The organism is Arthrobacter sp. AZCC_0090 (genome assembly GCF_014207375.1).
Taxonomy (GTDB): domain Bacteria; phylum Actinomycetota; class Actinomycetes; order Actinomycetales; family Micrococcaceae; genus Arthrobacter.
Genome location: NZ_JACHEE010000002.1, coordinates 274,438 through 293,928, shown reverse-complemented (window position 1 = coordinate 293,928; position 19,491 = coordinate 274,438). Strand labels below are relative to the sequence as shown.

The following is a 19,491-nucleotide window of genomic DNA, read 5'->3' as shown; positions in this document are numbered from 1 at the left end:
TTAGATGTGTCCCATCGCTTTGCGGTTGGCCTTGCGGAGGTAGCAGACCCAGCAGACTGCCAGCATCAGCACGTATGCGCCGACGAAGCCATAGAACGCGGGAGTGTAGGAGCCGGAAGCGCTGGATGCGTTGAGCACCTGGGGGATGACGAATCCGCCGTAGGCGCCGATCGCCGAGATCAGGCCGAGCGAGGATGAAGCCAAGCGTGCCGTGCTTGCGGCGCTGGCTCCGGAGCGGGCGGCTCGGCTGGAGGTAGCGAAGATGACCGGAATCATGCGGTACGTAGCACCGTTTCCAAAGCCGCTTGCCGTGAAGAGCATCAGGAACAGGACCAGGAAGAGCCAGAAGTTCTTGAGCGGAAGGGTCCAGATCATGGTCAGGGTGATGATCGCCATCGCTGCGAAGGATGTGACGGTCATCCGGGCCCCGCCCATGCGGTCAGCCATGCGTCCACCGTAGGGGCGGGCCAGGGAGCCGACCAGCGGTCCGAGGAAGGCGAGCGAGAGGGCAACTGCGCCGAGGTGCATGGAGGAGAAAGCCGGGAAGTAGTCCTTGATGAGCTTGGGGAAAACTCCCGAGAAGCCGATGAAGGAGCCGAACGTGCCGATGTAGAGGAAGGCCATGATCCACAGGTGGGGTTCCTTCAGTGCTGCGATGGAGCCTGCCACGTCACCCTTGGCGCTGGTGAGGTTGTTCATGTACTTCCACGCACCGAATGCGGCGATCAGGATCAGCGGGATCCAGATGAGGCCTGCCATGGGCAGATTGACGGTGCCGGCGGCCAGGAGGGTGACGGCGATCGGGACAACGAGCTGCGCGACGGCGGCGCCGAGGTTTCCGCCGGCGGCGTTCAGGCCAAGCGCCCAGCCCTTTTCGCGGGCAGGGTAGAAGAAGGTGATGTTTGCCATCGAGCTGGCGAAGTTTCCTCCGCCGAAGCCTGCAAGTCCCGCTACCAGCAGCATGACGCCGAAAGGGGTCGCGGGGTTGGAGACGCAAAGAGCAAGGCCGGCTGTGGGGATCAGCAGCAGGAGGGCCGAGACGATGGTCCAGTTGCGGCCGCCGAACTTCGGGACCATGAAGGTATAGGGGATGCGCAGTGTGGCACCGACCAGGCTGGGGATCGAGATGAGCCAGAAGATCTGGTTGGTGTCGAACTTGAAGCCTGCTGCCGGGAGCTGGACGACGACGATCGACCAGAGCTGCCAGACGACGAAGCCGAGGAACTCGGCAAAGATTGACCAGTACAGGTTGCGCTTGGCGATGGAACGGCCGGCGGCCTTCCATTGCTCCTTGTTCTCTGCATCCCAGTTGGCAATCCAGCGGCCAGGGCGGTGTTCGAGCTCGGGGACGAGGGCGGTGGGCGCCTGCTCGTTGGTGAGGATTTCGGTGCTTCGGTCAACTGTCACGGGGTGCCTCCTTTGTGGGGACGTTGTACTTCCACGTTAGGGACGGCGCGTTTCGCGGACCGTCGCGGTTTGTAAACGTGCTGTGACATTTGCCTATCGGAGGGGGTCACCACTGCGTGAGATGGTGGTGAGGTTGTTGTGTCGTGGACCACAGAGTGAGACTTTTTGGGACGTCCGCATCTTGGACTGATTGTCCATTTGTTGGATGCCGGGAACTATTATTGAACTCTCAAATAATCTTTGCCGGCAGGCTCAGGATCGCCAGGCCGGCGTGAACGAAAGCAACCACTACATGTCTTCCATCGCTGAATCCAAGGAAAGCGAGTCAGCCAAGCCGGTGAACTCGCGGGGTCGCGTGATCTTCGCCAGCCTCATCGGAACGTCGATCGAGTTCTACGATTTCTACGTCTATGCCACGGCAGCCGTTCTCGTCTTTCCCAAACTGTTCTTCCCGACGGCGGACGAGACCACCCAGCTGCTGAGCTCCTTCGCTGTGTTCGGTGTCGCCTTCATTGCCCGGCCGCTTGGCTCAGTCGTTTTCGGCCATTTCGGTGACAAGTTCGGTCGCAAGGGAACCCTGGTTGCGTCCCTGCTGACCATGGGTATTGCGACGTTCCTGATCGGCTGCCTCCCCACGGCGCAGGTCCCGGGCTGGACCTTCCTGGCCCCCATTTTGCTGGTAGTCCTGCGTTTCGCCCAGGGCCTGGCCCTCGGCGGTGAATGGAGCGGCGCAGCGCTGCTCGCGACCGAGAACGCGCCGGCCAACAAGCGCGCCATCTACGGAACCTTCCCCCAAATGGGTGCGCCGATCGGCTTCATCCTGGCCAACATCATCTTCCTGGTCTTCAGCTACACCCTGACTCCGGAGGCCTTCGCCGCCTGGGGCTGGCGCGTGCCGTTCCTGCTCAGCGCCGTCATGGTGATCCTCGGCCTCTACGTACGCCTCAAGCTCATTGAAACTCCGGCATTCACCAAGGTGCTGGAGTCCAACGAAGTGGCCAAACTGCCCATCGGACGCGTGTTCAAGTCCAGTTGGCGCCCGCTGATCCTCGGTACTTTCATCATGCTGGCCACTTACGTGCTGTTCTACCTGATGACCACGTTTACGCTGACCTACGGCACCAAGCCCACCTTGGCCGGCGCGCAAGCCGCTGCGGTCAAGGCCGGGAAACCGATGACCGAAGCGGCCGCCGCGGCGTTCGTTCCGGGCTTGGGCTTCAACCGCAACGACTTCCTCTGGATGCTGATTGCCGGCGTCGTCTTCTTCGGCATTTTCACCCTGGTGGCCGGTCCGCTGGCCGAAAAGTACGGCCGCCGCAAGATGCTGCTCGCCGTGACGGCCGGCATCCTGGTGTTCGGCTTGCTGTTCGTGCCCCTGTTCAGCGGCGGCTTCGTGGGGACCATGGCGTTGCTGATCATCGGCTTCACACTGATGGGCCTCACCTTCGGACCGATGGGCGCACTGCTCCCGGAACTGTTCCCCACCAATGTCCGCTACACCGGGTCCGCAGTCAGCTACAACATGTCCAGCATCCTCGGCGCAGCAGTCGCTCCGTTCATCGCGGTCTGGCTCTGGGAATCGGCCAAGGGCAGCACAGTCCTGGTGGGTGTCTACCTCAGCGCCATGGCAGTGTTGACGCTCTTGGCCTTGTTCCTGTCCAAGGAAACCAAGGACACAGACTACGAGAACAACGTGGCCTGATCCGGGCCCAAAACAGCTTCGGCCAAATAGCCTCGCGTTAAACAGCTCCGGCCCCGCACCAATGGTGCGGGGCCGGACCCATTTGCGCTGCTTGTCTTCGATCGTCTTAGTCTTCGATCGTCGCGATCACAGCGCCGGCCGAGACGGTTTCGCCTGCCGTGGCCAGCAATCCGTGGATGGTGCCGGCTCTGTGGGCGGTGAGGGGCTGTTCCATCTTCATGGCCTCGAGAACCACGATCAGATCACCCTCGGCAACCACATCGCCGTCGGCTACTGCTACCTTCACGATGGTGCCCTGCATCGGTGAGGTGAGGGCGTTGCCGCCCGCCACGGCGGCTGTGGCGCCCGCAGAGCGGGAACGCTTCTTGACCTTCGCGCCCTTGGCGCCCGGGCCCGCAGCCGAGGAAACCGAGCCCAGGGTCGCGGGAAGGACAACTTCCAGCCGCTTGCCGCCAACCTCGACGACGACGCGTTGCCGCTCACCGGCGTCGTTGGCTTCTGTTCCTCCTCCGGTGGGGGTCCACGCGGGGATGTTGTTGATGAACTCGGTCTCGATCCAGCGCGTGTGCACCTTGAACGGGCCTTCGGCCGGAGCGAACGCAGGATCGGTGACCACCGCAAGGTCGAAGGGAATGACGGTGGGGATACCCTCCACCACCATTTCCTCAAGGGCCCTGCGGGAACGCTGGAGGGCCTGTTCGCGGCTGGCGCCGGTGACAATCAGCTTTGACAGCATGGAATCGAAGTTCCCGCTGATGACGTCGCCCTGCTCAATGCCGGAATCGATGCGGACGCCCGGACCCGTCGGGTTCTTCAGCGTGCTGACCGTTCCCGGTGCAGGCATGAAGTTGCGGCCCGGGTCTTCGCCGGTAATACGGAATTCAAAGGAGTGACCGCGGATCTCAGGATCGCCGTAGCCGAGTTTCTCGCCTCGGGCGATGCGGAACTGCTCGCGGACCAAGTCGATGCCCGTCACTTCTTCGGAAACGCAGTGCTCCACCTGAAGGCGGGTGTTGACCTCGAGGAAGGAGATGATGCCGTCCTGGCCCACGAGGAATTCGCACGTTCCTGCGCCCAGGTAGCCGGCTTCTTTCAGGATGGCCTTGGAAGACTCGTAGAGGCGTTCGTTCTGCTCGGCGCTAAGGAACGGTGCCGGGGCTTCTTCAACCAGTTTCTGGTTGCGGCGTTGGAGGGAGCAGTCGCGGGTGGAGACCACAACCACGTTTCCGTAAGCGTCCGCGAGGCACTGGGTCTCGACGTGGCGAGGGGAGTCAAGGAAGCGCTCGATGAAGCACTCGCCGCGACCGAACGCGGCAATGGCCTCGCGCACAGCGGACTCGAAAAGTTCAGGAATTTCCTCGACTGTCCGGGCCACCTTGATCCCGCGGCCGCCACCTCCGTAGGCAGCCTTGATGGCGATCGGGAGGCCGAACTCCTTGGCAAAGGCCAGGATCTCGTCAGCGGATTCCACAGGGTCGGCCGTGCCAGGAACCAGGGGAGCGCCAACCTTTTCGGCGATGTGGCGTGCCTGCACCTTGTCGCCCAGTGCAGAGATGGCCTCCGGAGACGGGCCGATCCACGTGATGCCGGCGTCGATGACCTTGGTGGCGAAATCGGCGTTCTCGGCGAGGAAGCCATAGCCGGGGTGGATGGCGTCCGCACCGGACTGCTTGGCAACATCGATCAACTTGTCCATGACGAGGTACGACTCAGCAGCCGTGTTGCCGCCCAGCGCGTATGCCTCATCTGCCAGCCGGACGTGCAGGGCGTCGCGATCGGGGTCTGCGTAGACGGCCACGGAGGCGATGCCTTCGTCCCGGGCTGCGCGGATAATGCGGACCGCGATTTCGCCTCGGTTGGCAATCAAGACCTTGGTGAGAGGGCTGGAAATGGGCTGCGCCGGATTAGCTGACAAGTTGACTCCTTCTGTCCTTCAGGGAGCCTAGCGTGATTTTGAGGGTTCCGCCCATATTGATGGGGGATTCCGTGTGTGAGACGGCCCGTCTTTGTAGGGTTGCTACAAATCGTGATTGATGGTTACGCCAGAGCGGCTCAGCTCGTCCGGTGCGCTTGCGCTGAGGTCGATTCATGCCATCTGCGCAATGACAGGAAAACGGCACCGGCCTCCTCAGCCACGAAGCCACTCCGCTGGTATAAGGCCAGCGCTCCAGTGTTATCGCGCGCTACGGCCAGCCGAACGTCCAACCCCGCTATATCGGCAGCCTCGCAGATGCTGCCGAGGAGCCGCCCGCCCAGACCAGCGCCGCGAAATGCCGGTAACAAGGCGATGTCCACCAACCGAATGTCACGCGTGCCCCATGCGGTCCAGATCCTGCCAGCCGGGACGCCGTCGAACTCCACAATGACGTTCCCGCTGCCGCCCCACAACTCGGACCACTGCTGATGTTGCGCTCGCTGCTGCATCTCCAGCAGGGACGTCGGGAGGAATTCCCGCCCCGGCGCCGCTGACGTGAAGAGATCCAGGAGGAAACCGGAGTCGCGGTCTTCAGGGGTGCGGAGCCGAAGTGCCCTTTCCACGGGTGTGGCCGTGCCCCCTAGCTCCTCGATGGGAAGATCCCTTGCAACGCAATCACATAGTTCAAGGCCAAGGATGGCTGAAGGTTGCTGAAAGCTTGCCCGCCTCCGGCAGGCTGGGTTGAAGCCAACGCCACTCCGGAGTCCGGTGGTCCGTAGGAACCGCCGGGGGCGGGCGCCATCCCTGCCGAGGGCCGATCCGTCGTCTCGGTAGTTGAGGCAATCATTCCGGGGTGGGTGTGCGGCGGAAGATTCGAGGTGATCAGGGTTGTTGTTTCCGAACCGGCGACTTGGCCTTGGTAGTAGCTGGAAAGGCCCGGCCCCTGGCCGTTGTGCAACGCCGCACGGCCCCGCAAGTCGGGGAGGGCGAAGTTTGTCATCCCATCACCGCCGTACATTGTGCCTAGCAAGGAAAACAGGGCCGTGTTCTGCGCGATCGACAACTGTTGGCCGTTGCACAACGCCCAGCCATTTGGGGCGAAGTTGAATCCAACAAGCCGGATCTCGCCGATAAACGGTTCAGTCATGAGTTCGGTCCTTTGCTTCTGGGGGCTGAGGCAGTTGGAGGCAACAGCGTAGCGCCCCTCCTGTCGATGACAGCGGTGGCGTTGCTGCCGCCGTGAGTAATGAAGAGACTGACCAATCCACTCTTGGGGTGGACGATCGCGATGGTTTCCGGGGGAAGCGCTCCGGTGACCAAGCTGAAGCCCAGCCGGAAGCGTTCAGCTGGATCCGCGTGCTCCCCGGGGCGCGGCGCCCGCCGAAGATCCTCCGCAGTTTCCAAGCGGACGACGGCGGGGCCCGCCGCCAGCTGTTGGCCAACCAGCGGCGTCCAACTGGCAAGGGTGAACACGTCGGGTTCAGACGCCTGGGACGTAAGGGGACCCGCGGCGGCCAGGACCACGGCCCCGGCCCCGCCGATCAACAAAGTCCGGCGGCTCAGTTTGAGTGAGGTGTCCATTTTCAGCCTGCGTTAAAGCCGAGCGAGAACCGGAGGTTCCGCACCGCCACACCGTTGGCGTGGGTCACCTTGATGCTGACGCTCTGCCCGGCGGCTACGGCGGCTGTGTCCACGGCGTCGCTGCACGTGGTGGCGGCGGTGGCGATGGAGCAAGTCAACGAAGACGCTGATCCGTTCACCATCACTGTGACGCTCACGGCTGGGCCGCTGCTGACGTTCGCCGTCAGTCCCTTGATGGTTCCAGCTCTCGGCATGACGATCGCAGCGTCGGACTCGGCTGCCGCGATGCCCGAACTGCCGGAGAGGGGCACATAACCGGTTGTATCGGAGGGATCGATGAATCGCACTGATCCGGTGAAGACCGGGGGTGGCCCATCAAGGCCGGCAACGCCCTGGGCACCCTGAGCACCTGTGGCCCCCGTGGCGCCGTTTGTGCCGGCAGCTCCTTGCGCTCCGGTTGCGCCTGTCGCACCGGTGGGGCCTTGGGGCCCGATCGGCCCTGCCGGCCCAATGAGGGATTGCCCAATTCCCGGCCAAGTGCCCGCGAACTTAGGTCCATACATTTTGTAGTCGGAAAGATTGAGGTAGAAGTCGCCGTCCTTGCCGATGCCTGCAGTTGGCGCGCTGGCTCCGCTCAGAACGCTGTTGCCGTCGGTTCCCGGAAGCCCATTGGCCCCGGCAGCTCCGGTGTCTCCCTTGATGCCTTGGATGCCTTGAACGCCTTGAGCGCCGGTGGCGCCCGTGGCCCCGGTTGCGCCTTGGGCGCCTTGAGCGCCGGTGGCGCCCGCTGCGCCTTGGGCGCCGGTTGCGCCGGTCGTGCCTTGGGCGCCGGTGGCACCGTCCGCGCCGGCTGCTCCGGTGTCGCCCTTGAGGCCCTGCGCGCCGATTGCGCCTGCGGCTCCAGTGTCACCCTTAGCGCCCCGGGGGCCCGTGGCACCTGCGGCGCCTTGGGATCCAGCCGCACCTATGTCGCCGGTGGCCCCCGTCGTACCAGTGTCACCCTGCGGACCCTGTACTCCCGCAGGACCCTGTACTCCCGCGGGACCCTGTGTTCCCGCAGGTCCAGGCGCGCCAGTCGGCCCGGCCGGTCCTGTGGCTCCAGTTGGGCCCGGCGCGCCAGTGGCGCCTGCGACTGAAACATTGGCGTCCTTGCCCCACGAAACTGCTACGGCGCCGTCACCGCAGGTTTTCTTTGCGTTTCCTTGGGAAACCGAGCTGATAGTTCCCTGTTGGGTGTCGAGGCAGGCGCTGAATGTGCCGGAATCCGTGCTTCCGCTGGACGCGGTGCACCCGGTCGCGGCGAAGGCAAGCAGCAATCCCAAAGTTGAAAGTTGAATCTTGCGGGTAAGCGGCCACCGCCGGCCCTCCGAATTGGACGACAAAATCGCAGGACTCATCCTGGACCCCCTTGAGACCATGTTGTAACGAGGAATTCTGCCCCCAATACCGGCAGGTGACTGGCTGCCATGCTGCAATTCCTCGGAGTCCAGTCCATGTGAACAATATCACGCCCAATTGCCCTCATTCAGGGCAATTGGAGCGGTATTACCGCGCTTTATTGTGACGCCGTGGAGCCGTCCTGAGTCCAAAGCTCTGTGATTCCAACGTTCGCCTGCCCCAGCAGATCGCGGAGGGTCGAGATGGAGAGCCCGACGACGGCGTGCGGATCGCCGTCGACCTTACGAATGAAAGCCCCGCCCAAGCCGTCGATCGTGAATGAACCGGCGCAGTGCAGGGGCTCGCCTGTCGCGATGTAGGCGTCGATGTCCTCCTCGCTCATCTCCGTGAAGTGGACCTCTGCGCTGGACACGGCACCGACGGTTGCGCCGGTTCCGTCGGCCGTCCCGCCGTCGTCGTCCATGTCGGCAGCGGTATCGCGACAGTCCACCAGCCAGTGCCCGGTGTGGAGGACGCCCTTGGAGCCGCTCATGCGCAGCATCCGTTCCTTCGCGATGTCCACGGTGTAGGGCTTGCCGTGCGATTCGCCGTCGAATTCGAACACGGAATCGCAGCCGATCACCAGGGCGCCCTCGGCATCGGGCAGGGAGGCGACAGCCTCGGCCTTGGCCCGGGCCAGGAGGAGCGCGGTGTCATGCGCGTCGGTCACGCCATACCGGGCTTGCACTGCATCCTCGTCCACATCCGAGACGAGTACTTCGTGGTGGATGCCGGCCTCCGTGAGGAGCTTGGTGCGGGCGGGGGACTGGGAAGCCAGGATCAATCGGGTCACGGCTCAAGCGTAGTACGCGACGTCACCCTCCGACGCTCGCTCACTAATAGGCCCAAATCCCCGACGCTCCTTCACATCTGGGGCCACATCCCGAAACTCTCCTTCACATTTTGGCCCGGGTGAATTTAGAAGTGAGAGAGGGTTAGGGGAAAGGACGTTAAAGGTGAGCGGGCGTCGGTTCTGGACCCAGAACCGACGCCCGCTCAAACGTAAGCAGCCGCTTAGTGGACCAGCTCCTTGGCGACGCCTGCCGCCGTCGTGCGCTGCAGGTTGGCGCCTTCGACGTCGACGTCCGGCAGGATTCGGGACAGCCAGCCGGGCAGCCACCAGGCCTTTTCGCCCAGCAGGTACATCACGGCCGGAACAATGGTCATCCGCACCACAAACGCATCCACGAGCACGCCGAACGCCATGGCGAAACCGAGAGGCCGCACCATGGTCAGGTGGCTGAAGATGAAGCCGGCAAACACGCTGACCATGATGATGGCGGCGGCCGTGACCACGGCAGCGGCATGGCTGAAGCCGCTCCGGACGGCTTGCTTCGCGTTCTCGCCGTGCATGAACGATTCGCGCATGCCCGAGGTGATGAACACCTGGTAGTCCATGGCCAGGCCGAACAGCACGCCAATCAGGATGATCGGCAGGAAGCTCAGCACGGCTCCCGGGTTGGCGACGTCGAACACTGTGCCCAGCCATCCCCACTGGTATACGGCCACCACAGCGCCGAACGCTGCCGCGAGCGAGAGCAGGAAGCCGCCAGTGGCGAGCAACGGAACGACGATCGAGCGGAACACCAGGAGAAGCAGGACAAGCGAGAGCCCGACGACGATCGCCAAGTAGGGTGGCAAGGCCGCACCGAGCTTCGCGGAGACGTCGATATTGCCGGCTGTCTGCCCCGTCAGCCCAATGGTGGCGCCTGTGGCCTGCTGGATTTCGGAACCCTTCGCGCGCAGTTCCGAGACCACCTGGACGGTGCTCGCACTGGCGGGCCCGTCCTTGGGGATGACCTGGAAAACGGCCGTGCGGTGATCCTGGCTGAGGGCTACCGGTACGGCCGCCACGACGTTGTCGACGCCGCGCAGTTTGTCCGCGACGTCGAACTGCTTGGCCTTGGCCTGGTCGTCGCTGAGCCCGGACGGGAAGGTGCCGACGACCACGATGGGACCGGTCATTCCTTCGCCGAAGCTCGTCCGGGTGAGGTCGTAGGCCTTGAACGCTTGCGAGTCGACCGGTTCCGAACCGCCGTCGGGCAGGGCCAGCCGAAGCTGGGAGGCCGGTAGGGCCAGCACGCCGAGCAGCGCGACGCCAGCAAGCAGCGAGACCACAGGATGGCGAGTCACGAGACCACCCCAGCCGCGGCTGCTCCGCCGCTGGTCCTCGGCACGGTCTTCCGAGACGTGGTCCGGCTCGGCGTTGTGGCGTTCGGCCTTGGCCCAGGCTCGCTTCGAGATCAGCTTGCGGCCCACAAGGGACAGCACCGCCGGGGTCAGGGTCAAAGAAACGACGACGGCGACCGCCACCGTTGCGGCGGCAGACAGGCCCATGACGGCGAGGAACGGGAGCCCGGGAACCACCAATGCGGCAAGCGCGATGACGACCGTGAGGCCGGCAAAAAGGACGGCGTTGCCCGAGGTGCCGGTGGCAAGTGCCACTGATTCCTCCGCGTCCATGCCCGAAAGCAATTGCCCGCGGTGTCGGTTGACGATGAAGAGCGAGTAGTCGATTCCAACAGCGAGGCCCAGCATGAGTGCGAGCATCGGGGAGATGGAGCTCATGTCGATGACGCCGGTGAGGGCAAAGGTTCCGCCGACACCCACGGCCACGCCAATGATCGCCATCAGGAGGGGTAGGCCTGCGGCGATGAGCGTTCCCAGCATCACGATGAGGGCGATGGCCGCCACAGCGATGCCGATGATTTCGGAGACACCAAACAACTGGGAGACGTCTTCCGTGATTTCCTTGCTGGCCAGTGCGGTGACACCTGCTGAGGAGACTCCGTGGACAATGTCTTGGACTTGCTGCCGGACTGCGGGGGTCAGGCCGTTGATGGAGGTCTTGAACTGGACCTGGGCGATTGCCGCTTTGCCGTCTTCGGAGACAAAGCGCATGCCCTGGGAAGCTGTCACCTGGCGTTTGGCCAGTGCAAGGGCAGTGGCACCGTCGGCGGCTTGCTTTTGGCCCGCGTCGAGTTTTTGGCGTCCGGCCACCAGTTCGGCCTTCTGAGGGGCAAGTTGGGCCTCAATCTGCGCCGCTGGCATCCCGGCCGCGGTCATTTGCTGCTCGGCGGCCTTAAGCTGGGCATCGCCAGCATCCAGGGTGGTCCGGGCCTTGTCCAACTCAGCCTGCCCGGCGGCAGCTTTCTGTTCCCCGGCAGCGAGATCTGACGGCGCTTTGTCCAGGGATGCTTGAGTCGTAAAGGGATTGACCGTGGACTGCACGTCCGGCAGTTTTTCCAGCCGGGCGAGGGCCGACGCAATGGCGTCCTTGCCGGCCTGGTTGAATCCGGCATCGCCGGCTTCGAAGACGATCCCGGCGGATCCGCCTGCGGAGGCAGGAAGTTCCTTCTTGAGTTTGTCCAGCATCTGCTGGGTTTCGGTGCCGGGGATCTGGAAGTTGTTGGACATGGTGCCGTGGAAGGCGGCTGCGGAGCCGCCGACGGCCACGAGCACGGCCAGCCACAGCGAGATCACCAGCCTACGGTGACGGTAGGAGAACTTGCCAAGGCGGTAGAGCAGGAGTGCCATATCGGAACCGATCTGTCGGTGTGGTTATGCCTGGTGTTGCGTGTCAGCCGAGGGCTCTGCGCCGTGGCGGGCTGCGCCGTGGCGGGCCGTGGCATGGGAAGCCGTTGCAGCCGTGAAGCCTGAACCGAGCAGGCCTATTGCGTCGATCAAGTGCTGACGCAGGTTTGCCAAGGATTCAGGGGAAAGATCCGGGCCGTGTTGTTCGAACCACACGCTCATTGCTGCCTTGCCGCAGGAAATGATGGATCCGGCCAAGGCCCGCAAATAGAGCTCGTTGGTGTCCGGTCCCAAGCGGTGCCGGGCGGCGTCGATGATCTGCGTGGTGCAGTGGTCCCAAGCTTCGAGTTCGGAGCGTGCCAAGGCCCGGTTGTCCTGGGTCAGGCTGAAGAGCTCGGCCATGGGGGAGACCGTCATGGGGTCAGCCAATGCCATCAGGGCAGCGCGGGCGGATTCGAGGATAGGTTCACCTGACGGGCGCAGGCGGAACTGTTCCAGCGCATGGTCCAGGAAGCCCTCGGTCACGGAGGCCAAGGCGGCTTCGAGGCTGGGGAAATAGTTGAAGAACGTCCGCCGGGATACGCCGGCCTCTTCCGCGATGTCCTCCACCGTGAAATTTCCAACTCCCTTGCTGCGCAACACAGCGAGGGCCGCGTCAGCGATCGCTTGGCGGGTGGCCAGTTTGTTCTGTTCCCGGCGCGAGGGGAGCGCAGCGGTTTCGAGAGTGCTCACTTAGTTACACTAAGTGCAACTTTGCACTCTGGGCAAGTTAAATTTTCGCTCACCAGAGCAACCGGCCGGAGACGCCTGTGCGTCGCCGGCCGTTGCTGACTGCCCTACTGCTGGAAAGGTTGCTGGGGAGAGTGCGGAGCGGGCTGCTGGAACTGTCCGGGCGCTGGCGGTGCCGGCGGCGGCGTTTGTCCCGGCGTCGCGGGCTGCTGGGCGGATTGCTGGGCTGCGGCGCTGGTCAAGTAGATCGATTGTCCTGTGGCACCGGGCTCGCCTTCGGCCAAGGGGATGGCGAAGACCGCGGTGCCATAGGCGCACACCTCGGTCCAGTTGCCGCCCATCTCGGACGTGTCGAAGCGCATGGCCACGATCGCGTTGGCGCCACGCTGCTGCGCCTCGTTGACCATGCGGGCCATGACTTCCTGGCGGCTCTCATAGAGGGCCTTGGTCATTTCGGGCAGTTCGCCGCCGCCGAGGGAGCGGAAACCGGCCATCACTTGGGCGCCGATATCCCGGGAGCGGACGGTGAGGCCCATGACTTCGCCAAAGACCGCGTCGATCCTGTGGCCCGGAATCTTGTTTGAGGTGACGATCAGCATGGACAAAGCCTATCCAGAATTCACCCGTTCGCACCGTTAAAAGGACGAATCCCCAGGCCATTCCCGGGGATTCGTCCTTGCGATGGTGGGCCTCCGCTAGGCCTTGGCGTCCGCGAGTTCGCGACTCCTGTCAGCCGGCTCCGAAGAGACTGCGTCGTCCTCAGTGGCGAATGCCTTTCCCTTGCGGGGCGCGTTGTAGAGCGATTCGTCCAGGATGCCCTGGCGTTTGGCGACGATAGCGGGAACCAGAGCCTGTCCGGCCACGTTGACAGCTGTGCGGCCCATGTCCAGGATGGGGTCGATAGCCAGGAGAAGCCCGACGCCGGCGAGCGGCAGTCCCAGCGTGGACAGGGTCAGGGTGAGCATGACCACGGCGCCCGTAGTGCCCGCAGTTGCCGCAGAACCAAGAACCGAAACCACCACGATCAGCAGGTACTGGCTGATGTCCAGGTTGACGCCGAAGAACTGGGCCACGAAGATCGCCGCAACGGCCGGGTAGACGGCTGCGCAACCGTCCATCTTGGTTGTCGCTCCCAGTGGGACGGCGAATGAAGCGTAGCCCTGGGGAACGCCGAGGTTACGCTCCGTGACGCGCTGCGTGAGCGGCAGCGTGCCGATCGAGGAGCGCGAGACGAATGCCAGCTGCACGGCCGGCCACACGCCCGAGAAGTACTGCTTGACGGACAGTCCATGGGTCTTGACCAGGATGGGGTAGACCACGAACAGCACCAGGGCAAGGCCTACGTAGATCGCCACTGTGAACTTGCCAAGCGAGCCAATGGTGTCCCAACCGTAGACTGCCACAGCGTTACCGATCAGGCCGATGGTGCCCAGCGGGGCGATCCGGATGATCCACCAGAGGACCTTCTGGATGACGGCCAGGGCGGAGGCATTGAGGTTCAGGAACGGTTCGGCTTGCTTGCCGACCTTGAGGGCTGCGACTCCGACGGCGATGGCGATCACCAGGATCTGCAGGACGTTGAAGCTGACCGAAGTGCTAGCACCACCGTTGGTAACGGTGGTGCTAGCGCCCAGGCCCAAGAAGTTCTTCGGGAACAGGCCGGTGAGGAAGGCCCACCAGTCGCCGGTGGTCCCGGCATATTCGGCCTTCTTGGTGATGCCCGTACCGGCGCCCGGCTGCAGGAGCACGCCTAGTCCGATGCCGATCAGCACCGCGATGAGCGAGGTGATGGCAAACCAGAGCAGGGTGTTCCACGCCAGCCTAGCCGCATTGGACACCTGGCGAAGGTTCGCGATGGAACTCACCACGGCGGTGAAGATCAAGGGCACGACGGCGGTCTGCAGCAGCGAGACGTAGCTGGAACCGATGGTTTGCAATGTGGCGCCGAGTCCGTTGGGAGCCGTCTTGGTGCTGCCGGTGGCCTTGGCTAAAAGGCCGAGCGCCAGGCCGATCACCAGGGCCGCGATGATCTGGACGCCGAAGGACGTTGCCCACTTGGGAAGCCGGGACGCAGTCGTGCCGGCGGAAGTCAAAGTGTTGGATGAATTGCTCACCGGAACAAACTAGGCCCCGACAAATACCACCGCGACCCGACGTTGAGAAATGTTACGTTATCAAATTCGAGCAACTACCCAAGAAGCTTGCGAATTCGCCGCCGATTCACCCATTTATGAAGTTATTCCCAGACAGAATGTGGGAAAGATCTCGTATGGTCAACCCATCTAGTCCCCACCGCCACCCTCGCCTCGCAAGCTCGGCCAGGGAACCCTGGCGGCGTGGGCCCCCGCATTTGTTGTCGTTTTGAGCGTTCAAAACGACAACAAATGCGAGTCAGTTGGGTCACCCCAGCAAAGCGCGCTTGAGCGTATCCAGGCCAACAGAGCCGATGTTCAGCGCGTCTGTGTGGAAGGACTTCAGGTCAAAGCCGTCGCGGCGCTCAAGTTCAGCCCGGATCTTCCCCCACAACCGTTGGCCTACCTTGTACGACGGGGCCTGCCCCGGCCAGCCGAGGTATCGGGTGAATTCGAACTGGAGCTGGCCCGCGCTGATGGGAAGGTTGGCCTTCAGGAATTCGAAGCCCTTTTCCGATGTCCATGGGCCGCTGCCCCAACGCTCCGGTACTTCCAGCTCAAGGTGGACGCCGATATCGAACACCACGCGGGCTGCGCGCATGCGCTGCATGTCCAGCATGCCCATGTGGTCGCCTGGATCCTTAAGGTAGCCGAGCTCCAGCATGAGCTTCTCGGCGTACAGGGCCCAGCCTTCGCCGTGTCCGGAGACCCAGCAGACGTTGCGCCGCCAGTTGTTAAGGAGCTCGCGGCGGTAGACGGCGGTGGCCACCTGGAGGTGGTGACCGGGCACGCCTTCGTGGAAGACCGTGGTGGTCTCGGCCCAAGTGGTGAACGTGTCTTCGCCTGCGGGGACGGACCACCACATGCGGCCAGGCCGGGAGAAGTCGTCCGAGGGGCCGGTGTAGTAGATGCCGCCTTCGTCTGTGGGCGCGATACGGCATTCGAGCGTCTTCATGATGTCGGGGATGTCGAAGTGGACGTCAGCCAGTTCGGATACTGCGCGGTCGGAGAGTTCCTGCATCCAGGCTTTGAGGGCATCGGTGCCCTTGATCTGCCGGCCTGGATCGTTGTCGAGGATTGCTTTGGCCTCCTCGATGGATGCGCCGGGCTTGATTTGCTCGGCCACGCGCTCCTGCTCGGCGATGAGCCTGTCGAGTTCCTGCACACCCCAGGCGTAGGTTTCCTCCAGGTCCACTGTCGCTCCAAGGAAGGAACGCGAGGCAAGAGCGTAGCGCTCGCGGCCCACGGCGTCCTTTTCCGGCGCAAAGGGCAGGAGCTCCGCTTGGAGGAAGGCGGCCAGGCGCGAGTATGCGGACCGCGCGACGGCGGTACCGGCGTCGAGCTTTTCCTGCAGTTCCGCCGGCAGCGGCTGGCCGTCGATGGCGGCTCCGGAGGCTAGCTTGGCGAAGAAGCCGTCCTCGGCCGCGTATTTGCTGGTCTGTTCGATGACGATCTTGACTTGGCGGACCGCGGAGACTTTTCCTGCGTTCAGGGCGAAACGCAGCGAGGCGATGTACCCATCGATCGCCGCTGGAACGTTGGCCGCCCGGCCGGCGATGTGCTCCCAGTGTTCGGCTGTGTCGGTGGGCATGAGGTCGAAGATCGCGCGGATGGTTTGGGCCGGAGATTCGATGTTGTTCAGCTCCGCGGCGTCCCAGCCGGACTCGTGGATCTCGAGTGCCAAGCCTAGCCGTTCGCGCATCGCGTCAAGGGTGATGGCATCGGAGGCGTCCGTGGGTTCGAGGGCGGCCAGCTCGTCGAGCGTTCGGCGTGCTGCCTTGGCGAATGCCGCCGCGCCCGCGGGCGAGAAATCCTGGTACTCGGTTTCGTGTCCGGGCAGGCCGAGGGTAGTGGCGAGGCTCGGATTGAGGGCAAGGAGGGTGTCCGTGTAGGCGTCGGCGACCGCGTCGATGGCAGTCTGGAGGCGTGCCGGAACTGTGTTAGGAGTAGTCACTCCAAGAGCCTAACCGCGACAAGAATCTTGTGAAAGGGTTGTTGCACTCTTCGGCCAACCCAACTGGCTGGCATTTAATGTCGTTCTGAGCCTTCAAAACGACATTAAATGCGACTCAGTTGGGTACCGCGGAACCTAGCCCCGACTCCGCTTCCAGGCGCCCGGCCCCGGGGTGGGGTCCAGGCGCAGTTGCTGCCGCCGCAGCCAGTGCCGGGTGCTCTGTTTTGGAGTTTCGGCTTCCTCCGGGGATCCCAGGGAGGCGACGACGGCGGCAAGCGCCGCGAGCTCTTCCGGCGTCGGGCTTCCCTTGACCACTGAAAGCAACGGCTCGGCCGGCCCCACGTCGGTGGAATCTGGCCCGGAGGCTGAAAGGTTCTGTTCGACGCTCACAGGGGGATGTTTCCGTGCTTCTTGGTGGGCAGGCTGGCGCGCTTGTCGCGGAGGGCGCGGAGGCCCTTGATGATCTGCAGGCGCGTCTCCGACGGCGCGATGACGGCGTCCACGTAGCCCAGCTCGGCTGCCTGGTAGGGGTTGAGGAGTTCTTCCTCGTACTGGCGGATGATCTCGGCACGCTTGCCCTCGACGTCGCCACCGGCCTCGGCGACGGCGGCAAGATCGCGGCGGTACAGGATGTTGACGGCACCCTGGGCGCCCATGACGCCGATCTGTGCCGTGGGCCAGGCCAGATTGAGGTCTGCGCCGAGCTTCTTGGATCCCATCACGATGTACGCTCCGCCGTAGGCCTTGCGGGTGATGACCGTCAGCTTGGGCACGGTGGCTTCGGCGTAGGCGTAAAGCAGCTTGGCACCGCGGCGGATGATGCCCTGGAATTCCTGGTCTTTGCCGGGCAGGAAGCCGGGGACGTCCACCAAAGTGATGATGGGAACGTTGAAGGCATCGCAATGGCGGACAAAGCGGGCGGCCTTTTCCGAGGCGGAGATGTCCAGCGTGCCGGCGAACTGCATGGGCTGGTTGGCCACGATACCGACGGTGTGGCCTTCAACCCGGCCATAGCCGATGATCACGTTGGGGGCATAGAGCGACTGCATTTCGAGGAAATGGGCGTCATCCACGATCTGCTCGATGACCTTGCGCATGTCATAGGGCTGGTTGGCCGAGTCCGGGATGAGCGCGTCCAGGGCGAGGTCGTCGTCGTCGAGCTCTAGTTCTTGCTCGTGCTCCAGGACGGGTGCCTCGGAGAGGTTGTTGGACGGCAGGAAATCCAGGAGTTCGCGGACGAACTCGATCGCGTCCGCTTCGTCGCTGGCGAGGTATGTGGAAGTGCCGGTGGTGGCATTGTGCTGGCGCGCACCGCCAAGGGTTTCCATGTCCACGTCTTCGCCGGTGACGGTTTTGATGACGTCAGGGCCGGTGATGAACATATGGGAGGTCTTGTCCACCATCACCACGTAGTCGGTGAGGGCGGGGGAGTAGGCGGCGCCGCCGGCGCACGGGCCCATGATGAGGGAAATCTGGGGGACGACGCCGGAAGAGTGGACGTTGTTCCGGAAGATGTCGGCGAACATCGCCAGCGAGGCGACGCCTTCCTGGATGCGCGCGCCGCCACCGTCGTTGATGCCCACCATCGGGCAGCCGTTGCGGAGGGCGAATTCCTGGACCTTGACGATCTTCTCGCCGTTGACCTGGCTCAGGGAACCGCCGTAGACGCTGAACTCCTGGCTGTAGATGGCAACGAGGCGGCCGTCGACAGTGCCATAGCCCGAGACGACGCCGTCGCCGAGGGGCTTTTTCTTTTCCATGCCGAACGCGGTGGAGCGGTGGACTGCCAAGGCGTCGAATTCTACAAAGGAGTCTTCATCGAGGAGCAGGTCGATGCGTTCGCGGGCGGTGTTCTTGCCGCGGGCATGCTGCTTCTCGATGGCTTCGGGGCCGGAAGGTTGTTCTGCACGGGCCTGGCGGTCGCGGAAGTCGGCAATCTTTCCCGCTGTCGTTGTCAGATCGTGGCTCATCAAATGTCTCCGGCTCTGTAGCTGATTTACGCTGGCACTGCTTCGTTAGGCATGCGCTCTTAAGTAGCATCCGTACAAAGTGCGGGCCCTGTTGGCTAGTCTAATGACGCAAAAGCCACAGACCGCTGTAGAAACCCTACAATTTTCCGACTTCAAGTCGAGCATCAAGCAATGTTACTCGCCGGTAATATAGTTGGGCTACAGTGTCCTCATGACCTCAAGCAACGACGCTTCTGCAAACCCTGCCCTTCCTTACCAGGCACGTGGATCACTGAGGGGCCGCACCATCCTGATGTCCGGCGGCAGCCGAGGCATCGGCTTGGCAATCGCCACCCGCGCGGCCCGCGACGGCGCCAACATCGTTCTCATGGCCAAGACCGGAGAACCCCACCCCAAGCTGCAAGGCACGGTCTTCACGGCTGCCGAGCAATTGGAAGCAGCCGGCGGCCAAGCGCTGCCGCTCGTCGGGGATGTCCGCAACGACGGCGACGTTGCCGCGGCGGTTGCCGCCGCCGTCGAACGCTTTGGCGGGATCGACGTCGTCGTCAACAACGCTTCGGCGATCGACCTCTCCCGCACTGACGCGATTGACATGAAGCGCTATGACCTCATGCAGGACATCAACGTCCGTGGCACCTTTTTGCTGTCCAAGCTCGCGCTGCCCGCCCTGCGGAAATCCGGCAATTCTCACATCCTGACTCTTTCTCCGCCCTTGAACCTTGATCCGAAGTGGGCTGGCATGCACCTTGCCTACACCATGGCCAAGTACGGCATGAGCCTCACCACGCTGGGCCTCGCCGAGGAACTCAAGAACGACGGCGTGGCGGTCAACTCCTTGTGGCCCTGCACGCTGATCGACACCGCAGCCATCCGAAATATGCCGGGCGGGGAACAGATTGTCCAAGCCGCCCGAGGCCCTGAAATCATGGCCGACGCGGCCCACGCCGTCCTGACCGGGTCACACTTGACCGCAGGCTCGGCCGGTTCAACCAGCAAAACCGGCAACTTCTACACGGACGAACAGGTACTCAGGGCCGCAGGGGTCACAGACTTCACGCCCTACAGCCTGGGAGCCCCGGAGGAGAAGCTGGTGGCCGACATCTTCCTCTAAGCGGACATCTTCTTCCGGG

Annotated in this window: 16 protein-coding genes; 2 read left to right on the top strand and 14 right to left on the bottom strand. The window is 63.6% G+C overall.

Annotated elements, in window-relative coordinates; translation table 11 throughout:
- Entirely contained in the window at positions 1 to 1,407 is a 1,407-nt protein-coding gene (locus HNP00_RS04075) for an MFS transporter (RefSeq protein WP_184736205.1), read from the bottom strand.
- Between the two features lie 292 nt (positions 1,408 to 1,699).
- Here HNP00_RS04075 and HNP00_RS04070 point away from each other — a divergent pair, with 292 nt between their 5' ends.
- The gene (locus HNP00_RS04070; RefSeq protein WP_184736203.1) at positions 1,700 to 3,109 is read left to right on the top strand and encodes an MFS transporter; all 1,410 of its coding nucleotides are present in this window, start codon (positions 1,700 to 1,702) and stop codon (positions 3,107 to 3,109) included.
- A 106-nt stretch (positions 3,110 to 3,215) separates the two neighbouring features.
- On the opposite strand, the gene HNP00_RS04065 is transcribed toward HNP00_RS04070, so the two are convergent.
- From HNP00_RS04065 to HNP00_RS04005, 13 genes are all read right to left on the bottom strand, one after another.
- Complete coding sequence (locus tag HNP00_RS04065) at positions 3,216 to 5,024, bottom strand: biotin carboxylase N-terminal domain-containing protein (protein WP_184736201.1); 1,809 nt, start codon at positions 5,022 to 5,024, stop codon at positions 3,216 to 3,218.
- Positions 5,025 to 5,161: 137 nt separating this feature from the next.
- The gene (locus tag HNP00_RS04060) at positions 5,162 to 5,647 is read right to left on the bottom strand and encodes a GNAT family N-acetyltransferase (protein WP_184736199.1); all 486 of its coding nucleotides are present in this window, start codon (positions 5,645 to 5,647) and stop codon (positions 5,162 to 5,164) included.
- Positions 5,648 to 5,664: 17 nt separating this feature from the next.
- Positions 5,665 to 6,171 (bottom strand): phage tail protein, encoded by a 507-nt coding sequence (locus HNP00_RS04055; RefSeq protein WP_184736197.1) that lies wholly within the window; start codon positions 6,169 to 6,171, stop codon positions 5,665 to 5,667.
- Positions 6,168 to 6,605 carry a hypothetical protein gene (locus HNP00_RS04050; protein WP_184736195.1) on the bottom strand — a complete coding sequence of 146 codons (438 nt, stop codon included), beginning with the start codon at positions 6,603 to 6,605 and terminating at the stop codon, positions 6,168 to 6,170. The genes HNP00_RS04055 and HNP00_RS04050 overlap by 4 nt, the downstream gene beginning before the upstream one ends.
- A 2-nt stretch (positions 6,606 to 6,607) precedes the next feature.
- Positions 6,608 to 8,002 carry a collagen-like protein gene (locus tag HNP00_RS04045; protein ID WP_184736193.1) on the bottom strand — a complete coding sequence of 465 codons (1,395 nt, stop codon included), beginning with the start codon at positions 8,000 to 8,002 and terminating at the stop codon, positions 6,608 to 6,610.
- 158 nt (positions 8,003 to 8,160) lie between these two features.
- The gene (locus tag HNP00_RS04040) at positions 8,161 to 8,835 is read right to left on the bottom strand and encodes a nucleoside triphosphate pyrophosphatase (RefSeq protein ID WP_184736191.1); all 675 of its coding nucleotides are present in this window, start codon (positions 8,833 to 8,835) and stop codon (positions 8,161 to 8,163) included.
- 221 nt (positions 8,836 to 9,056) lie between these two features.
- A complete protein-coding gene (locus HNP00_RS04035) occupies positions 9,057 to 11,579 on the bottom strand; it encodes an MMPL family transporter (RefSeq protein ID WP_184736189.1) in 2,523 nt (840 codons plus the stop codon).
- A 24-nt stretch (positions 11,580 to 11,603) separates the two neighbouring features.
- Positions 11,604 to 12,308, bottom strand: a complete 705-nt coding sequence (locus HNP00_RS04030) for a TetR/AcrR family transcriptional regulator (RefSeq protein ID WP_184736187.1) — start codon at positions 12,306 to 12,308, stop codon at positions 11,604 to 11,606.
- A gap of 104 nt (positions 12,309 to 12,412) precedes the next feature.
- Positions 12,413 to 12,904: a YbjQ family protein gene (locus tag HNP00_RS04025; protein ID WP_184736184.1), complete on the bottom strand. Its 492-nt coding sequence runs from the start codon at positions 12,902 to 12,904 to the stop codon at positions 12,413 to 12,415.
- Between the two features lie 96 nt (positions 12,905 to 13,000).
- Positions 13,001 to 14,419: a dicarboxylate/amino acid:cation symporter gene (locus HNP00_RS04020; RefSeq protein WP_184736182.1), complete on the bottom strand. Its 1,419-nt coding sequence runs from the start codon at positions 14,417 to 14,419 to the stop codon at positions 13,001 to 13,003.
- Positions 14,420 to 14,705: 286 nt separating this feature from the next.
- Complete coding sequence (locus tag HNP00_RS04015) at positions 14,706 to 16,391, bottom strand: DUF885 domain-containing protein (protein WP_184736180.1); 1,686 nt, start codon at positions 16,389 to 16,391, stop codon at positions 14,706 to 14,708.
- A gap of 135 nt (positions 16,392 to 16,526) precedes the next feature.
- Positions 16,527 to 16,781 (bottom strand): acyl-CoA carboxylase epsilon subunit, encoded by a 255-nt coding sequence (locus tag HNP00_RS04010; protein WP_311770492.1) that lies wholly within the window; start codon positions 16,779 to 16,781, stop codon positions 16,527 to 16,529.
- Positions 16,778 to 18,361 carry an acyl-CoA carboxylase subunit beta gene (locus HNP00_RS04005; RefSeq protein WP_184736177.1) on the bottom strand — a complete coding sequence of 528 codons (1,584 nt, stop codon included), beginning with the start codon at positions 18,359 to 18,361 and terminating at the stop codon, positions 16,778 to 16,780. The genes HNP00_RS04010 and HNP00_RS04005 overlap by 4 nt, the downstream gene beginning before the upstream one ends.
- 211 nt (positions 18,362 to 18,572) lie before the next feature.
- Here HNP00_RS04005 and HNP00_RS04000 point away from each other — a divergent pair, with 211 nt between their 5' ends.
- The gene (locus HNP00_RS04000) at positions 18,573 to 19,472 is read left to right on the top strand and encodes an NAD(P)-dependent oxidoreductase (protein ID WP_184736175.1); all 900 of its coding nucleotides are present in this window, start codon (positions 18,573 to 18,575) and stop codon (positions 19,470 to 19,472) included.
- Positions 19,473 to 19,491: the final 19 nt, after the last annotated feature.

Bases quoted from the DNA above. Each gene is read 5' to 3' on its own strand.
- HNP00_RS04070 (WP_184736203.1), top strand. From the start codon at position 1,700: ATGTCTTCCATCGCTGAATCCAAGGAAAGCGAGTCAGCCAAGCCGGTG.
- HNP00_RS04055 (WP_184736197.1), bottom strand. From the start codon at position 6,171: ATGACTGAACCGTTTATCGGCGAGATCCGGCTTGTTGGATTCAACTTC.
- HNP00_RS04050 (WP_184736195.1), bottom strand. From the start codon at position 6,605: ATGGACACCTCACTCAAACTGAGCCGCCGGACTTTGTTGATCGGCGGG.
- HNP00_RS04045 (WP_184736193.1), bottom strand. From the start codon at position 8,002: ATGAGTCCTGCGATTTTGTCGTCCAATTCGGAGGGCCGGCGGTGGCCG.
- HNP00_RS04035 (WP_184736189.1), bottom strand. From the start codon at position 11,579: ATGGCACTCCTGCTCTACCGCCTTGGCAAGTTCTCCTACCGTCACCGT.
- HNP00_RS04025 (WP_184736184.1), bottom strand. From the start codon at position 12,904: ATGCTGATCGTCACCTCAAACAAGATTCCGGGCCACAGGATCGACGCG.
- HNP00_RS04005 (WP_184736177.1), bottom strand. From the start codon at position 18,361: ATGAGCCACGATCTGACAACGACAGCGGGAAAGATTGCCGACTTCCGC.
- HNP00_RS04000 (WP_184736175.1), top strand. From the start codon at position 18,573: ATGACCTCAAGCAACGACGCTTCTGCAAACCCTGCCCTTCCTTACCAG.